Origin of the sequence: Streptomyces sp. NPDC032161 (assembly GCF_040636995.1) — a bacterium.
In the GTDB taxonomy this organism is placed as follows: Bacteria; Actinomycetota; Actinomycetes; order Streptomycetales; family Streptomycetaceae; genus Streptomyces.
Window position 1 is genome coordinate 1,009,079 of the sequence record NZ_JBEZVN010000001.1, and the last position, 13,202, is coordinate 1,022,280.

Annotated in this window: 15 protein-coding genes and 1 CRISPR repeat array; of the genes, 7 read left to right on the forward strand and 8 right to left on the reverse strand. The window is 70.4% G+C overall.

Features of this window, described 5'->3' with window-relative positions:
• Position 1: 1 nt before the first annotated feature.
• The 4 genes from AB0E67_RS04270 to AB0E67_RS04285 form a co-directional block, all read right to left on the reverse strand.
• Positions 2 to 319 carry a hypothetical protein gene (locus AB0E67_RS04270; RefSeq protein WP_362020685.1) on the reverse strand — a complete coding sequence of 106 codons (318 nt, stop codon included), beginning with the start codon at positions 317 to 319 and terminating at the stop codon, positions 2 to 4.
• 446 nt (positions 320 to 765) lie between these two features.
• A CRISPR array of direct repeats spans positions 766 to 1,892; the repeat unit is 29 nt; unit sequence CTGGTCCCCGCGCACGCGGGGGTGGTCCC.
• 69 nt (positions 1,893 to 1,961) lie between these two features.
• Positions 1,962 to 2,171: a DUF397 domain-containing protein gene (locus tag AB0E67_RS04275; RefSeq protein WP_362020687.1), complete on the reverse strand. Its 210-nt coding sequence runs from the start codon at positions 2,169 to 2,171 to the stop codon at positions 1,962 to 1,964.
• 150 nt (positions 2,172 to 2,321) lie between these two features.
• A complete protein-coding gene (locus AB0E67_RS04280; RefSeq protein WP_362020690.1) occupies positions 2,322 to 2,531 on the reverse strand; it encodes a DUF397 domain-containing protein in 210 nt (69 codons plus the stop codon).
• Complete coding sequence (locus AB0E67_RS04285; protein ID WP_362020693.1) at positions 2,528 to 3,367, reverse strand: helix-turn-helix transcriptional regulator; 840 nt, start codon at positions 3,365 to 3,367, stop codon at positions 2,528 to 2,530. Before AB0E67_RS04285 ends, AB0E67_RS04280 begins: the two co-directional genes overlap by 4 nt.
• A gap of 194 nt (positions 3,368 to 3,561) precedes the next feature.
• Between AB0E67_RS04285 and AB0E67_RS04290 the strand changes: the two genes are divergently transcribed.
• From AB0E67_RS04290 to AB0E67_RS04305, 4 genes are all read left to right on the forward strand, one after another.
• Positions 3,562 to 3,753: a hypothetical protein gene (locus AB0E67_RS04290; protein WP_362021462.1), complete on the forward strand. Its 192-nt coding sequence runs from the start codon at positions 3,562 to 3,564 to the stop codon at positions 3,751 to 3,753.
• Positions 3,750 to 4,226 (forward strand): hypothetical protein, encoded by a 477-nt coding sequence (locus tag AB0E67_RS04295; protein ID WP_362020696.1) that lies wholly within the window; start codon positions 3,750 to 3,752, stop codon positions 4,224 to 4,226. Before AB0E67_RS04290 ends, AB0E67_RS04295 begins: the two co-directional genes overlap by 4 nt.
• A 100-nt stretch (positions 4,227 to 4,326) precedes the next feature.
• Positions 4,327 to 4,932 carry a hypothetical protein gene (locus AB0E67_RS04300; protein ID WP_362020699.1) on the forward strand — a complete coding sequence of 202 codons (606 nt, stop codon included), beginning with the start codon at positions 4,327 to 4,329 and terminating at the stop codon, positions 4,930 to 4,932.
• Between the two features lie 99 nt (positions 4,933 to 5,031).
• Positions 5,032 to 5,538: a hypothetical protein gene (locus tag AB0E67_RS04305; RefSeq protein WP_362020701.1), complete on the forward strand. Its 507-nt coding sequence runs from the start codon at positions 5,032 to 5,034 to the stop codon at positions 5,536 to 5,538.
• Positions 5,539 to 5,786: 248 nt separating this feature from the next.
• Here AB0E67_RS04305 and AB0E67_RS04310 read toward each other — a convergent pair whose 3' ends face one another.
• Positions 5,787 to 6,587, reverse strand: coding sequence for a DUF6585 family protein (locus AB0E67_RS04310; protein WP_362020704.1), 801 nt, complete (start codon positions 6,585 to 6,587; stop codon positions 5,787 to 5,789).
• 379 nt (positions 6,588 to 6,966) lie between these two features.
• Between AB0E67_RS04310 and AB0E67_RS04315 the strand changes: the two genes are divergently transcribed.
• A complete protein-coding gene (locus AB0E67_RS04315) occupies positions 6,967 to 7,530 on the forward strand; it encodes a hypothetical protein (protein WP_362020707.1) in 564 nt (187 codons plus the stop codon).
• Here AB0E67_RS04315 and AB0E67_RS04320 read toward each other — a convergent pair.
• Positions 7,464 to 8,867 (reverse strand): PLP-dependent aminotransferase family protein, encoded by a 1,404-nt coding sequence (locus AB0E67_RS04320; RefSeq protein WP_362020710.1) that lies wholly within the window; start codon positions 8,865 to 8,867, stop codon positions 7,464 to 7,466. The two genes, AB0E67_RS04315 and AB0E67_RS04320, sit on opposite strands and share 67 nt — an antisense overlap.
• Before the next feature lie 46 nt (positions 8,868 to 8,913).
• Between AB0E67_RS04320 and AB0E67_RS04325 the strand changes: the two genes are divergently transcribed.
• Together AB0E67_RS04325 and AB0E67_RS04330 are read left to right on the forward strand one after the other, a co-directional pair.
• Complete coding sequence (locus AB0E67_RS04325) at positions 8,914 to 9,426, forward strand: carboxymuconolactone decarboxylase family protein (RefSeq protein WP_362020713.1); 513 nt, start codon at positions 8,914 to 8,916, stop codon at positions 9,424 to 9,426.
• 594 nt (positions 9,427 to 10,020) lie between these two features.
• Entirely contained in the window at positions 10,021 to 10,755 is a 735-nt protein-coding gene (locus tag AB0E67_RS04330) for an isocitrate lyase/phosphoenolpyruvate mutase family protein (protein ID WP_362020716.1), read from the forward strand.
• A gap of 165 nt (positions 10,756 to 10,920) precedes the next feature.
• Here the strand turns inward: AB0E67_RS04330 and AB0E67_RS04335 are convergent, their stop codons facing one another.
• Positions 10,921 to 11,910, reverse strand: a complete 990-nt coding sequence (locus AB0E67_RS04335) for a malate dehydrogenase (protein WP_362020718.1) — start codon at positions 11,908 to 11,910, stop codon at positions 10,921 to 10,923.
• 657 nt (positions 11,911 to 12,567) lie between these two features.
• Positions 12,568 to 13,182 (reverse strand): DUF3017 domain-containing protein, encoded by a 615-nt coding sequence (locus AB0E67_RS04340; RefSeq protein ID WP_362020720.1) that lies wholly within the window; start codon positions 13,180 to 13,182, stop codon positions 12,568 to 12,570.
• Positions 13,183 to 13,202 lie beyond the last annotated feature (20 nt).

Below are 13,202 nucleotides of genomic sequence, written 5' to 3' on the forward strand. Positions count from 1 at the left end.
TTCAGCCGCCCCCGGTGCCCGAGCAGCCGAAGCCGCCGCGTTCGACGGCCGCCTTGTCGAAACTGCCGCCCTCCACCCGGCCGTTCTTGCTCTTGCCGCCGTAGTAGTACGAACCGCCGCCGCTGCCACTGCTGCTGCCACTGCCACTTCCGCTGCCGCTGCCGCTGCCGCTCTTGCACTTGTAGCTGGGCAGCTGCTTGTGGCTCAACGGATCGACGCACCGCTTGTCCGGCTCCGAACCGCAGGAGGTGATCACTGCGGCGAGCATCCCCATGCCGCCAAGCACCACGGTGCTCGACCTCAACTTGCGTACAGCCATGTTTCCGTCTCCCCCGTCGTATGAATCCGGCCAAGTACAACCGTTCGTCAGATTAAAGCTCAGCCTGTCCACACGGGAAGCGGGGCCCGCGAGACCCAAGCCGACGACCCCGCCCGGCCGCGCCCCGACCCCGCCCCGCCCCGCCCTCGCACTTCCCTGCCTCTCTCCCCTCCCGGAGAAGGCGGACGCAGCCAGTTCCGGCCACGCGATCGCCGGGACCGAGGGCCTATCGGGAGACGACTCCGTATCGACAACCCACGCCGGAGGAGAGCCGCCGCCGAGTAGTCTCCAAGCCGCACTGCTTTCAACGGCGGATGTGCGGGCAGCGACGAAGGGCGACGCAACTACGCCAGCACACCGGAAAGGGCACTTTGACCCGGATGTCGCAATTCAAGGAAGTAAGTAAAAACCGCCTTCCTGCCGCCTAAACCCGCAGGTCAGGAACTCTGGTCCCCGCGCACGCGGGGGTGGTCCCGCGCCGTAGCTCAGGGCGAATCCGACGGCGGCCTGGTCCCCGCGCACGCGGGGGTGGTCCCCCAACAAACATGACGCAGTGGGTATGCCAGGGCTGGTCCCCGCGCACGCGGGGGTGGTCCCGCCACACCGACGCCCGACCCGGAGCCCGCATCGCTGGTCCCCGCGCACGCGGGGGTGGTCCCTCGTACGTGTCCGGCACATTGGCCGGGAAGCCCTGGTCCCCGCGCACGCGGGGGTGGTCCCTCCCGGTGGGCCGACCAAGCAACAGGTCTCCGCTGGTCCCCGCGCACGCGGGGGTGGTCCCGGCAACGGGCTGCGCGGCGTCGACGTCCTGGTCTGGTCCCCGCGCACGCGGGGGTGGTCCCTGTTCTTCCCTGAGGCGTCGTACGCGACCGCGCTGGTCCCCGCGCACGCGGGGGTGGTCCCTCATCACGCGTGATCGTGACCCCGTCCGCCGCCTGGTCCCCGCGCACGCGGGGGTGGTCCCGAAAGTCATGCCTCCCCGGAACACCTTGACGTCTGGTCCCCGCGCACGCGGGGGTGGTCCCGGCGGGGGCGGCGGTGGACTTGAGCTTGAACACTGGTCCCCGCGCACGCGGGGGTGGTCCCGCGGCGGCCGGGTCAATGAACGTCCACTCGGGCTGGTCCCCGCGCACGCGGGGGTGGTCCCGGCAGCGGGTTCGCGCTGGAGATCTCGTTGCCCTGGTCCCCGCGCACGCGGGGGTGGTCCCGGGTTCTACACCGAGACGCGCATGGGCGGTCGCTGGTCCCCGCGCACGCGGGGGTGGTCCCGACCTTCCCGCCGTGGCCGACTACTTCGGGATCTGGTCCCCGCGTGCGCGGGGGTGGTCCCGGGGTCGTGCCCCAACAGGCCGAGGCCGCGCTCTGGTCCCCGCGTGCGCGGGGGTGGTCCCGTCGGGCACCGCGCGGGGGTTGCGGAGCTGGGCTGGTCCCCGCGTGCGCGGGGGTGGTCCCGCACCCCGGCCAGGCGCATCTCCCGGTACAGACTGGTCCCCGCGCACGCGGGGGTGTTCCTCGGGGCCGTCTCGTCGCTGCTGAGCGGTCCCCTGGTCCCCGCGCACGCGGGGGTGGTCCCGCGGGCGAGCAGCGAGATGCCCCATCGCCTACCGTGCGACGGGGCAGCTCGAAGTCAGCATTCAGCAAATCAATCAGCTGAGTCCCAGCCCGACTTGATGCCCGCCACGAAGGACGCGAACGCGTCGACAGAGGTCTTCAGCACCGGACCACTCAAATTCTTCGAGTCACGGACAGGAACCACGCCGCGCGAGGCGGCGAGGTTGACGGCGACCTCGACGCAGTCACCGCCGTTCGAGCTGTACGAAGACTTGAACCAACGGGGAGATTTGGTCGTCACGGGGTGCCCTTTCATAAATGGTTGATCACGTCACGGATTCCGCCTGGGGCAGCACCTCTGCTTGCAGCAGAACCAAGCCCGCTTCAAGTCGAGAAGCCCCACCATGCGACGCACGATGAGGCCACCTCAACCAGCACGCGAACCGGACGGTCAGACCGCGCCGAACCCTTCAACCTTGACGCCCGCCAAGAAGGACGCGAACGCGTCAACAGATGTGTTCAGCACCGGACCGCTCAAGTTCTTCGAGTCACGGACAGGAACCACGCCGTGGGAGACGGCAAGATTGACGGCTACCTCGACGCAGGCACCACCGTTCGAGCTGTACGAGGACTTGAACCAGCGGGGAGATTCGGTCGTCACGGGAGGCCCTTTCGCAACTGGTTGATCAACGCTACGGATTCCGCCTGGGACAACGCCTCGGCTTGTAGTTGATGGTATGCCGTCAGCAGCGGTACTACCGAGGCCGTTTCCCGTTCCAGGCGACCTTGCTGGGCGGACTCGGCGTAGGACATGACCGTGCGGTCCGACAGCGTCAGTAGGTACAGCGGCAGGTTGAACGAGCGCCGCGCCCCTATTCCGAAGGGTGACACCTGAAGCATCCAGTTAGGGAGGGCTGCCACCTCGACCAGCCGCTCAAGCTGAGCCGTCATGACCTCGGTCCCGCCAACGGCGTGATGGAGACAGCTCTCGTCCATCACCACCAGCACCATCGGCGGCCGAGGCCCCGCCAACGCCGCCTGCCGCCCCGCCAGGAACGCGACCCGCTCGTCTGCCTGTTCGGGCGTGATGGAACCCCGCCACACATCGCCGTCCGCCAAGGCCCGTGCGTACTCCGGCGTCTGAAGCAGCCCCGGGACGAGCCCAATCTCAAACAGCCGGATCTCCACTGCCCGGCCCTCGTACCCGACGTACTCCGGGAAACCCTCCAGCAGCACGCCGTGCCGCATCTCGCGCCACTCACGCTCGAACGAGTCGGCGGTGCCGGTAGTACCAAAGACGAGATCGGCTTTGCGAGCGAAGGGAAGGGTTGGCGGTTTCCTAGCAGTTTCAACAGCCGAAATATGCTGGCTGGAATATGCCACTCTTCCCGCCAGATCCTCTTGGCTCCAGCCGCGATCTTCCCGCAGCCTGCGCACACGCGCTCCGTAGGCCGCCTCCGGGCTTGATTCCGGGTTTAACTCCTTGCGGTTGACCACGTTGGGATCCTCTCTTCCTTCGATTCCAGCTAGTTGAAGGGACGCTGACAGTAAGTCACGCTGAGCCGCCTTGGTAGTGGAACCACTACGGAGAGGAGTGGCCCGTGTCTGCGAAGAACGGCGCCTCGAACCAACAGGAACCCCCACACACCACGGCCTCGGCCCCGACCCCACCCCCGGCTCTCGGCACGCTCATGGTTGACCTATCACAGGACCGGGTCGGTGAGTTCCGTGGCGAGTGGTGCGGGAAGTGGTCCCTGCGTCCCGTCGGTGGCGGGGTCGAGTGGACCGTCGCCCCGGAGGACGTACGGCCGGCCGAACCGATAGAGCGTCTGCGCGCCGAACTGGCCTGTGCCAACCGGCGCAGCCGTGGTGAGCTGCTGTGACGGGGCCGTACCTCGCCTCGGTGTACGCGGGTGACGGCCGCACGACCGTCCGGCTCGGCCGAACCGTCGCCCCGTCTCCCCGGCTCGCGTTGCGGTGGCTGCGGGGCCAGGCCGTGCGGATCGCGAACGGGCTGGATCCGGAGCCGGGCACCCCGTGGATTCCCCCATACGTGTTACGGCCCGCGCCCCTGCCCACGCCCGCCACTACGCCCGCACCCGCACCCGCACCCGCACCCGCACCCGCATGCGACGCACCCACCGAGCTGCGTGCCTGGGTTGCCGACGACGAGCGCCAGGCCGAAGCGCTGCACCGGCTCGCCAACAGCGGCCAGGTCTCGTTCCTCGCATGGGACGAGACGGGCTGGTACGGGCTCACCGCCTGCCCGCTGCTCACGCCGCAGCCCACACCCATACCCACGCCCATGCCCGCGCCCGCGTCTCCGGTCGCGCCCGGTGCGCTGATCGCCGCATAACCCCCCTCGCCTCACCTCACCGCACCTCGCCCCTCTCGTCGCGCACAGCCCGTGGTCCGCTGGGCCTCGCACGGCCTGCCGAAAAAGGGAAACAACCGTCATGCCTCTGCTGACGCCGTACGTCGCGTCACGTACCACCGAAGAACCCGTCCGCGAAGCGGAGTTGACTATCGAGTTCGCACCGGGCGGGCCCCGCCTCGCCTACCGCCACCCCCGCCCCGGGGACCGCGACCACCACGGCAACCTCTGGGTCCGCATGACCGAAACCACCACCGGACGCGTCCAGTACAACCGCATGCACGTCCACCGCCAACGCACCTGCATGCAACACATGCTCTGCCAGATCTGCGCCGCCCCCGCCGACCGCGACGAACAAGGCTGGCTCTTCCTCGACTGGCGCCGCCCCGACTCACCCCCCACCTGGCCCGAACGCTCCATCACCTCAATGCCGCCCCTGTGCACCACACACGCCCACGCCTCCCTCCACCAGTGTCCCTTCCTCCGCCACACCGAACACGCCGTACTCCGCGTACGCAAACCCCGCCTCCACGGCGTCTCCGGCACCCTCTACCAACTCACCGACACCGGATGGCACACCACCGACCACGACATCCTCGCTCCCTACGACCAACCCCGCCTCCCCGGCATGCTCGCCTCCCGCCTCCACCGCGAGCTACGCGACGTCACCATCACCCAACTCCCGTAGCCGCCCCACTCGCCCTGCCCCCACTCGCCCCGCCTCACGACCGGTCCGGATCAAGGCAGGGTCCGGCCTGCCCCGACACCGCCGTGGAGATGAGCAGACGTGCTGCAATGCACCGCCCTCACCGACATCCCCGAGATAGACACCCTCGTGGCACTCACGACCATGCCCGGCGGCCCCGTGAACCCGCCCGACACCTGTATGGACGGCTACGCGCTGTGCGAACTCGGCGTACACGACCGCCCACACGGTGAACAAACCGAGCACGCCGCACGCCTCTGGGCAGTCGACCCCCCGGCCACCCGCGACCTGTGGCTGTTCTGGACCGGCACCGATCACAACACCCGTGTCGGCTCCGGCGAACACCGTGCGTACCGTCTCGCCGAACTACCCCCATGTCCGGCCGTCCTGCGCAATCTCATCACCGGCTCCCGATGCCCGTGCGCGTTGTACGACCGCCACCCCGCCCCTCACTCCTGGCACATCACCGATCCCCTCCGCGACCTGCTGGTGCAACAGGTCCTGGACGGCGAACCGCACACCGGCGAGGACGCGTCCGGCCCGGACGGTGCGGACCGCCGCGACGAGGACAGCACAGGACAAGCGTGAACCCCCGGCACCGCCGCGCTTGCTTCACCGGACCGGCCCCGGACCTGCCCCGCCTCGGCCGGCCTGGCCGGGCCTACCCCGCCTGCCCGCCTGCTCGCCTGCCCCGCATGCCCAGATCACCCGACCAGGCACCCTGTTCGATCAAACCGCCCCGTGATTGAAGCCACGTACTCTGCCGGGCAGGTTCTGTTGCCGTTTCGGTTCGTTGATCCGGACCCACTGCCGGAGCGCCGCCGGCCTTCGCCGGATCAGGCCGGATCGTCTGATCGCGACCCTTCCCCTGCCGTCTCCTGGCACATCCTTGTGGCGAGGGCCAGGAAGACCGACAGATTCTGGACCATCTCCACGGGGAGCCTGGCCCACGGCTTTCCGCCGCCGTGCCGGTGGATCTCCAGCCAGCCGTGTCTCACCGTGACCCGGTCGACCTCGCGCCAGCCGATCCGCTGGTCGAGGTACCCGATGCCGGCGGGATCGAGGTGGGCCCCGAAGAAGCCGACCCGTTCGCCCGCCTTCAGCCGGTCGCTGTCCTGCGGCAGCCGTACACGCGTGAATGTCTTGTCCAGTTCGTCGGCGAACCGGGCGACCCCCTTGTACGCGTCGGTCACCGTGATCTCGGCACCCTCACGGGGACACACCCACAGCTCGTGTGTGGTGGCGCTGATGATCCCGTTCGTCACTTTGGCGCTGCGCCGCCGAATGCCGTCGATCTCGTCCCATGAGTACGCCTCCGGCACGTGCCCGGCGACCTCCCGGACGATGCCGTGCTGGTAGTGACCCACCCAGACCTGCGCCTGCCGTCTCGTGAGCCCAAGGAAGAGGAAGTACCCGGCTGCGGCGACCATGGCGGCCCCCAAAATGAGCAGCGGCAGCCCGTAGTACCAGCTGCCGTGGCTCCGCTGGCCCTCCACCGCGGCCGAAATCCCCAGCCAGAGCACCGGCAGCCCGACCAGCGTCGGCAGTAGCACCACGATCCACGGAAAACGCTTGGGCTCGGTCCACACCAGCCCCTTGCGCGACCCGAGTTCGAAGTCCCGCGCGACTCTGCTCATGGAGGGCGGAACAGGAGTGGAAGCACGATCCGACACAAGTCCCCCTCAAGGACAGACACTTGAGGGTCATTATCGGGGAGAGGAGCCCGTACGAGAAGAGCGCCCCGGCCCGGCGCATCGGTACGCGGATGGTCCGCGCCCTCGGGCCAAAACATTCCCCCGCCCGCGGAATACCTCATTCACGTCACTCGCCAACTGCCCCGCCGCTGGGAGTAGTAGACCATTGCGGGGAGCACAAGGCCCCGATCCTCCAGCGAGCTCGGCACCAGCAACGCGTCACGGATCCCCGCCCACCCGGAAGAGGCCCGGCCTTCATGCACGGACCACCGGGAGATCACCCGACCAGGAATCCAGCTCGATCGCCATGCCCCAAGGACAGTTGAACAACGTCCTGTCAGTGGGGATGTTCGTCGGAACGGCTAGGGGGCTGGTGACGTTCGAAGACGATTGGGCGCAGATCAAGTCGCAGGTGCGGGAACGTCATTCGGTGCGTATGCGGCTCAACTCCGCCGGGTCCGCGTCCGTCGGCTCCGGCGCTGGGAGCGAAGCCGACCTGGTGGTGCATCAGGACGACTTGGACGCGGTGGGCAACGAGGCGTTCCGCATCCATGGCGAGTTGCGCAAGCGCTCCGATGTCGCCGGTGCGGGCATGGACAAGAGCGGCGCCGGCACGACCGCACGGGCGGCGGCGGAGTTGCAGGCGCGGACCTTCAATACCGACGCGGAGTTGTACACGACACGCCGTGACGCCGCCTCCCGCAGCGAGCCCCGGGGCGTAGAAACGCGCTTGCCTCTGTCTCCTGCCCCTGCTCCCCCTGCTCCCTGCCCCACGTCCCCTGCCGACATGTCCGGAGCAAGCGCACCCCCGGTCGCACCTCACGCGAGAACGCGGACCAGCGCCTCCAGCGTGCCCGGCCAGGCGCTGTCGGTCGGCGTCCCGTAGCCGATGACCAGGGCGTCCCGGCCCGGCGCGGCCTCCGGGTGGCGGAAGCGTGAGAACGCCTCCAGTGCGAGCCCCTGCCACGCCGCCGCGCGCAGCGCCGACGCCTCGCCGCCCTCGGGGAGTTCGAGCACGGCGTGCAGACCGGCGGCGATGCCGCTGACCCGGACGTCGGGGGCCCGTTCCGCCAGGACCGCGACGAGCTGGTCGCGTCGGTGGCGGTAGCGCAGGCGCATCGCGCGTACGTGGCGGTCGTACGCGCCCGAGTCGATGAACTCCGCGAGCGTCAGCTGCTCCAGCGCGCTCGACGACCAGTCGCTGATCCCCTTCGCCTCGACCACCTCCCCCACCAGACGTTCCGGCAGCACCATCCACCCCAGCCGCAGCCCGGGTGCCAGGGACTTGCTCGCCGTGCCCAGGTACACGACATGTTCCGGATCGAGCCCTTGCAGGGCACCGACCGGCTGCCTGTCGTAACGGAACTCACCGTCGTAGTCGTCCTCCAGGATCAGCCCGCCCGTGCGACGCGCCCAGTCGACCGCAGCGGCCCGCCGGTCGGGGTGGAGGGGTACCCCTGTCGGGAACTGGTGGGCCGGTGTCAGCAGCACGGCCCCGATCCCAGGCATCCCGCCCAGGACATCGGTCCTGGCCCCGGATCCGTCCATCGGGAGGTGCGGGATGCGCAGACCGGCGTCCGTGAGCAGCCGCCAGTGCACATCCAGTCCGTACGACTCGACGGCCACCTCGCGCACCCGGCGCTTGCGCAGCACCGTCCCCATCAGTTTCAGGGCGTGCACGAAGCCCGCGGACACCACGATCCGTTCCGGGTCCGCGTACACACCGCGGGCGCGGGCCAGATAGCCGGCGAGCGCGGTGCGCAGTTCCACGCGCCCGCGCGGATCCCCGTAACCGAAGGCGTCGTTGGGCGCGGCGGTCAGGGCGCGCCGGGACGCCTTGAGCCACTCGGCGCGCGGGAAGGAGGAGACGTCCGGCGAACCGGGCTTCAGGTCGTGGGCGGGCCGGGAGCCCACCGGCCGGGACGGCACCGCCCGGGTGGCCGTCCGGCGGGGCTCGGCCCGCCGCGCCACCCGGGTGCCCGATCCCTGCCGGGCGGTGAGCCATCCTTCCGCGACCAGTTCCGCGTACGCGTCGGCGACGGTGTTACGGGCGATACCGAGGTCGGCGGCGAGGCTGCGGGAGGACGGCAACCGGGTGCCGGGGGCCAGCCGCCCCGTGCGCACGGCCTCGCGCAGGGCGTCCATGAGCCCCGCCCGCAGCCCGGTCGAACCCTTCGTCTCCAGGTGGAGGTCGGCTCCGAAAGTGGCCCAGGAATCCCTCATGGAAATGGACCATACCGCTGCGCCACCCTCCCGTAACGTCGTCCCCATGACAACGAACGAGAACGCCCGCACCGCCTCCGGGCTCAACCCCGAGCACACTCCCCGTACGGCCTGGGCCGAGCTGGCGCCCGATGTCTACAAGGCCATGGCCCGGCTCGACAGGGCGTCCTGCGGGGGTCTCGACCCGGTCGTGGGCGAACTGGTGAAGATCCGCGCCTCCCAGATCAACCACTGCGCCTTCTGCCTCGACATGCACTCCAAGGACGCCCTGGCCGCGGGCGAGTCCGTCCAGCGGATCATCCAGCTCAGCGCGTGGGAGGAGTCGCGGCACTTCTACACGCCCAAGGAGATCGCGGCCATCGAGCTGACCGAGGCGATGACCTTGCTGACCGAGGGGTTCGTGCCGGACGAGGTGTGGGAGAACGCCGCCAAGCACTTCGACGAGACCGAGCTCGCCCATCTCGTCGCCGCGATCACGACCATCAACGCCTGGAACCGGTTCGCCGTGACCACCCGCATGGTCCCGGGCCACTACCAGCCGGGCGACAACAAGCACTGACGGGCACCGACCGGTGCCGCACCGGGTCCGTGCACTCCCGTCGCACGGGCCACGTCCGTACGCGGCCTCCGCCGTACGGGCCTCGGCGCACGTACCGCACCGCACGGGGCCTCACCGCACGGGCCGTGCGTCGCGCGTCCTTGTCGTACGAGGCCGTGCCACGCGGTCCTACGAGGCCGTGCCACGCGGCTCACGGGGCACAGGTCACGAGGCATGGGCGCGCAAGTCCCGCGGGGCACGCGCAGTGTCGTGGGACATGGGGGCACAGGTCTCGCGGGACCCGGGGAAGAGGGGTCACGGGACATGGGAGCACTGGTCATGGGTCTTGAACCGCAGGTCTCACGGCTCACTCCGCTGGTCGCGCGCCTTTCGTGCCCCGCGCACTTCCGCATACCTCTGCGCGGATTGCGCGCCTCGTACGCCCTGCGCGTCCCGCCGTGCCCCGCGCGCCCGCTGACCTAGCATGCCGCCGCAAAGGCCCTGCGCGTCCCACACGCCTCCGGGCCCGCCCGCAGGCTCCGATCGCGCCACACGCCCCCGCTCACACTCCGCGCACCCGCCCCGCACATGGCCCTCTTCTCCCAGGAGTCCACGATGACCGCGTCAGTCCTTCGAGCCCTCCACCTCGACCGCGCCCCCGATGACCCGCTGATCCTCCCCGGTCCATGGGACGCGGCGAGCGCCCGTGTCCTCGTCGAGGCGGGCTTCCCCGCGCTCGCCACGCCCAGCGCCGGTATCGCCGCGTCGCTCGGCCACAGGGACGGGGAGACACCCGCCGACGAGATGTTCGCGGCCGTGACCAGGATCGTGCGCGCCGTCCCGTCGACCGTTCCCGTCTCGGCGGACATCGAGGCGGGGTACGGGCTGCCGGCCGCAGAGCTGGTGGAACGCCTTCTGGAGACCGGCGCCGTCGGCTGCAACCTGGAGGACTCGGTCGACGGCGTCCTCGTCGACGTCCAGCGGCAGGCGGACCGGCTGGCGGAGGTGCGCGCGGCGGCCGGTGACCGGCTCTTCGTCAACGCCCGCGTGGACACGTACGTCCGCGGCGTCCCCGACGGCACGGATCAGGAGGCGGAGACGATCCGCCGCGCCAAGGCGTACGTGGCGGCGGGCGCGGACTGCGTCTACCCGATCATGGCGCCGCCCGAGGCCCTGCCCCGGCTGGCCGCCGCCGTCCCGGGACCGCTCAACGCGGTCGCCCTGCCCGACGGGCCGCCGCCGCGCCGCCTGGGGGAGCTGGGCGCCACCCGGATCACGTTCGGCCCCGGGCTGCAGCACCTGGCCATGGCCGCCCTGCGCCAGACCGCCGACGAACTGCTCAAGGGCTGACCACCCACTGACCGCCCGCTGTCCGACCGCCCGCTGTCCGACCCGGTCGCACGGCCGGTCGGTCAGCGGGCGGGTACGCCACCGCCCCCGGCGACGACTGCGGATGCAGCGCCGCCGGGGGCGGTGGTGTCTGCGCGTGAAGACGTACGTCCCGGAAGGAACGGGTCAGATCAGGCCGAGCTCGCGAACCGCGTCGCGCTCCTCGGTGAGCTCCTGCACCGACGCGTCGATGCGGGTGCGGGAGAACTCGTTGATGTCCAGGCCCTGCACGATCTCGTACTTGCCGTCCTTCGTGGTGACGGGGAAGGACGAGATGAGGCCCTCGGGCACGCCGTAGGAGCCGTCCGACGGAACACCCATGGAGGTCCAGTCACCGGCGGCGGTGCCGTTGACCCAGGTGTGGACGTGGTCGATGGCGGCGTTGGCGGCGGAGGCGGCCGAGGACGCGCCACGGGCCTCGATGATCGCGGCGCCGCGCTTGGCGACGGTCGGGATGAAGGTGTCGGCCAGCCACGCCTGGTCGTTGACGAGCTCGGCGGCGTTCTTGCCGGCGATCTCCGCGTGGAAGATGTCCGGGTACTGGGTCGCCGAGTGGTTGCCCCAGATCGTCAGCTTCTTGATCTCGGAGACGGCGGCACCGGTCTTGGCGGCCAGCTGCGAGATCGCGCGGTTGTGGTCGAGGCGGGTCATCGCGGTGAAGCGCTCGGCCGGTACGTCCGGGGCGGCGGCCTGCGCGATGAGCGCGTTGGTGTTGGCCGGGTTGCCGACGACAAGGACCTTGATGTCGTCCGCGGCGTGGTCGTTGATCGCCTTGCCCTGCGGCTTGAAGATGCCGCCGTTGGCGGAGAGCAGGTCGCCGCGCTCCATGCCCTTGGTACGCGGGCGGGCGCCCACCAGCAGGGCGACGTTGGCGCCGTCGAACGCCTTGTTGGCGTCGTCGGTGATCTCGATGCCGCGCAGCAGCGGGAAGGCGCAGTCGTCGAGCTCCATCGCGGTGCCCTCGGCGGCCTTCAGGCCCTGCGGGATCTCCAGGAGACGCAGGTTGACCGGCACGTCCGGGCCGAGCAGGTGGCCGGAAGCGATGCGGAAGAGCAGTGCGTAGCCGATCTGGCCGGCTGCGCCGGTCACGGTGACATTCACGGGAGTGCGGGTCATGGCGATCTCCGTTAGACAGCTGGCGGTGGGGGTTCCTGGCCCCTGGAGCTGGACATCCCTGAATCTTGACGTGAAGAGATATCCAGCGGCCAGGCTATCCGACCCGGAACCTCCTGGCCGTCCGGCCCCCTGTGGGACCCCGTACGAGCCGTCCCGCTCTGCCCACCCGGTCGTACCCGCTTCCCTCTTCGCTCCCGCCCCCTTCGCCCCCTCCTCGGGGCTGTTTCCCGGCCACCTGTGCGCACGACGCGCCCGTTTCGCCCGTACGCATGCGGGTCCGTCTCGCTCGTACGCGTACGGGTCCGGGTACGGGCACTCGTACGTGCGCTCGCACGCGTATGAGCGCACGTCGTACGGCCTCGTCCGTCGTCCTGCGGGGGAGCCGTACGGAACGGGACCGACACCGTTGCGCGACGATCACACCGTGGCGGAATGGTCACTTCCGTGCCACAGGCCCCAGGGTTCCCTTGAACCGCCCTCCGCCGTCCACGAGGCTGAAGTCAGGACAGGGGCAAGGCCACGCAAGTCGCCACAATGCGGAACGCGAGTTCCGGTGGCTCCCCCGACCCCGGTGTCCGTCCCTCCTCGGGGGAAGGGACGGGCGCCACGACAACGGCGCCGCCCACAGGGGCGGCGCCGTTGTCGTACGGGCGGGAATCAGCGGATCGTGAAGTGGACCGCGTCCTCCAGGAGCGGGATGTCCAGCCACGGCTTGGGCTGGGCCACCAGCGCGAGCATCACGATGAGGAAGCCGAGGAGTCCGTACGTCACCAGGTCGGTGAAGCGGGAACGGACCGCCAGCATGCCGACCGACGGGACCACGAGCCGCAGCACCGCGCCGCCTATGAGGGAGGCACCGATCAGGATCGTGCCCACGCGGAACGCCTCGGCGAACGGGTCGACGGCCACGATCAGCAGCCCGAGGCCGGCCACGCAGAGCACCGCGAGCAGCGGCCACTGCCGGGCCGGTGCGGGTGCGTCCCCGGGCGCGGCCCGACCGCCGCCCTCGGGGCGCGCGGTGTCCCGGGTGAACAGGGGAGGCCGCCGCGACGAACCGGAACCGGCGTCACCGCCCTCGCCGGAAGCGACCTCGTTCGAAGCTGCCTCACCGGACGCGCCCTCGCCCGGAACGACCTCGCTCACCGCGGCCTCGCCGGACGCGTCGTCGTTCGACGCGGCCCGGCCCGGTGCGCCCTCGTCCGCCGTGGCGGCGTCCGCAGTGGCGGCGTCCACCTCGACGGCCGGGCGGGCCGGGCTCCTACCAGCACCCATGGGGTTCCTTCCGGATTCGG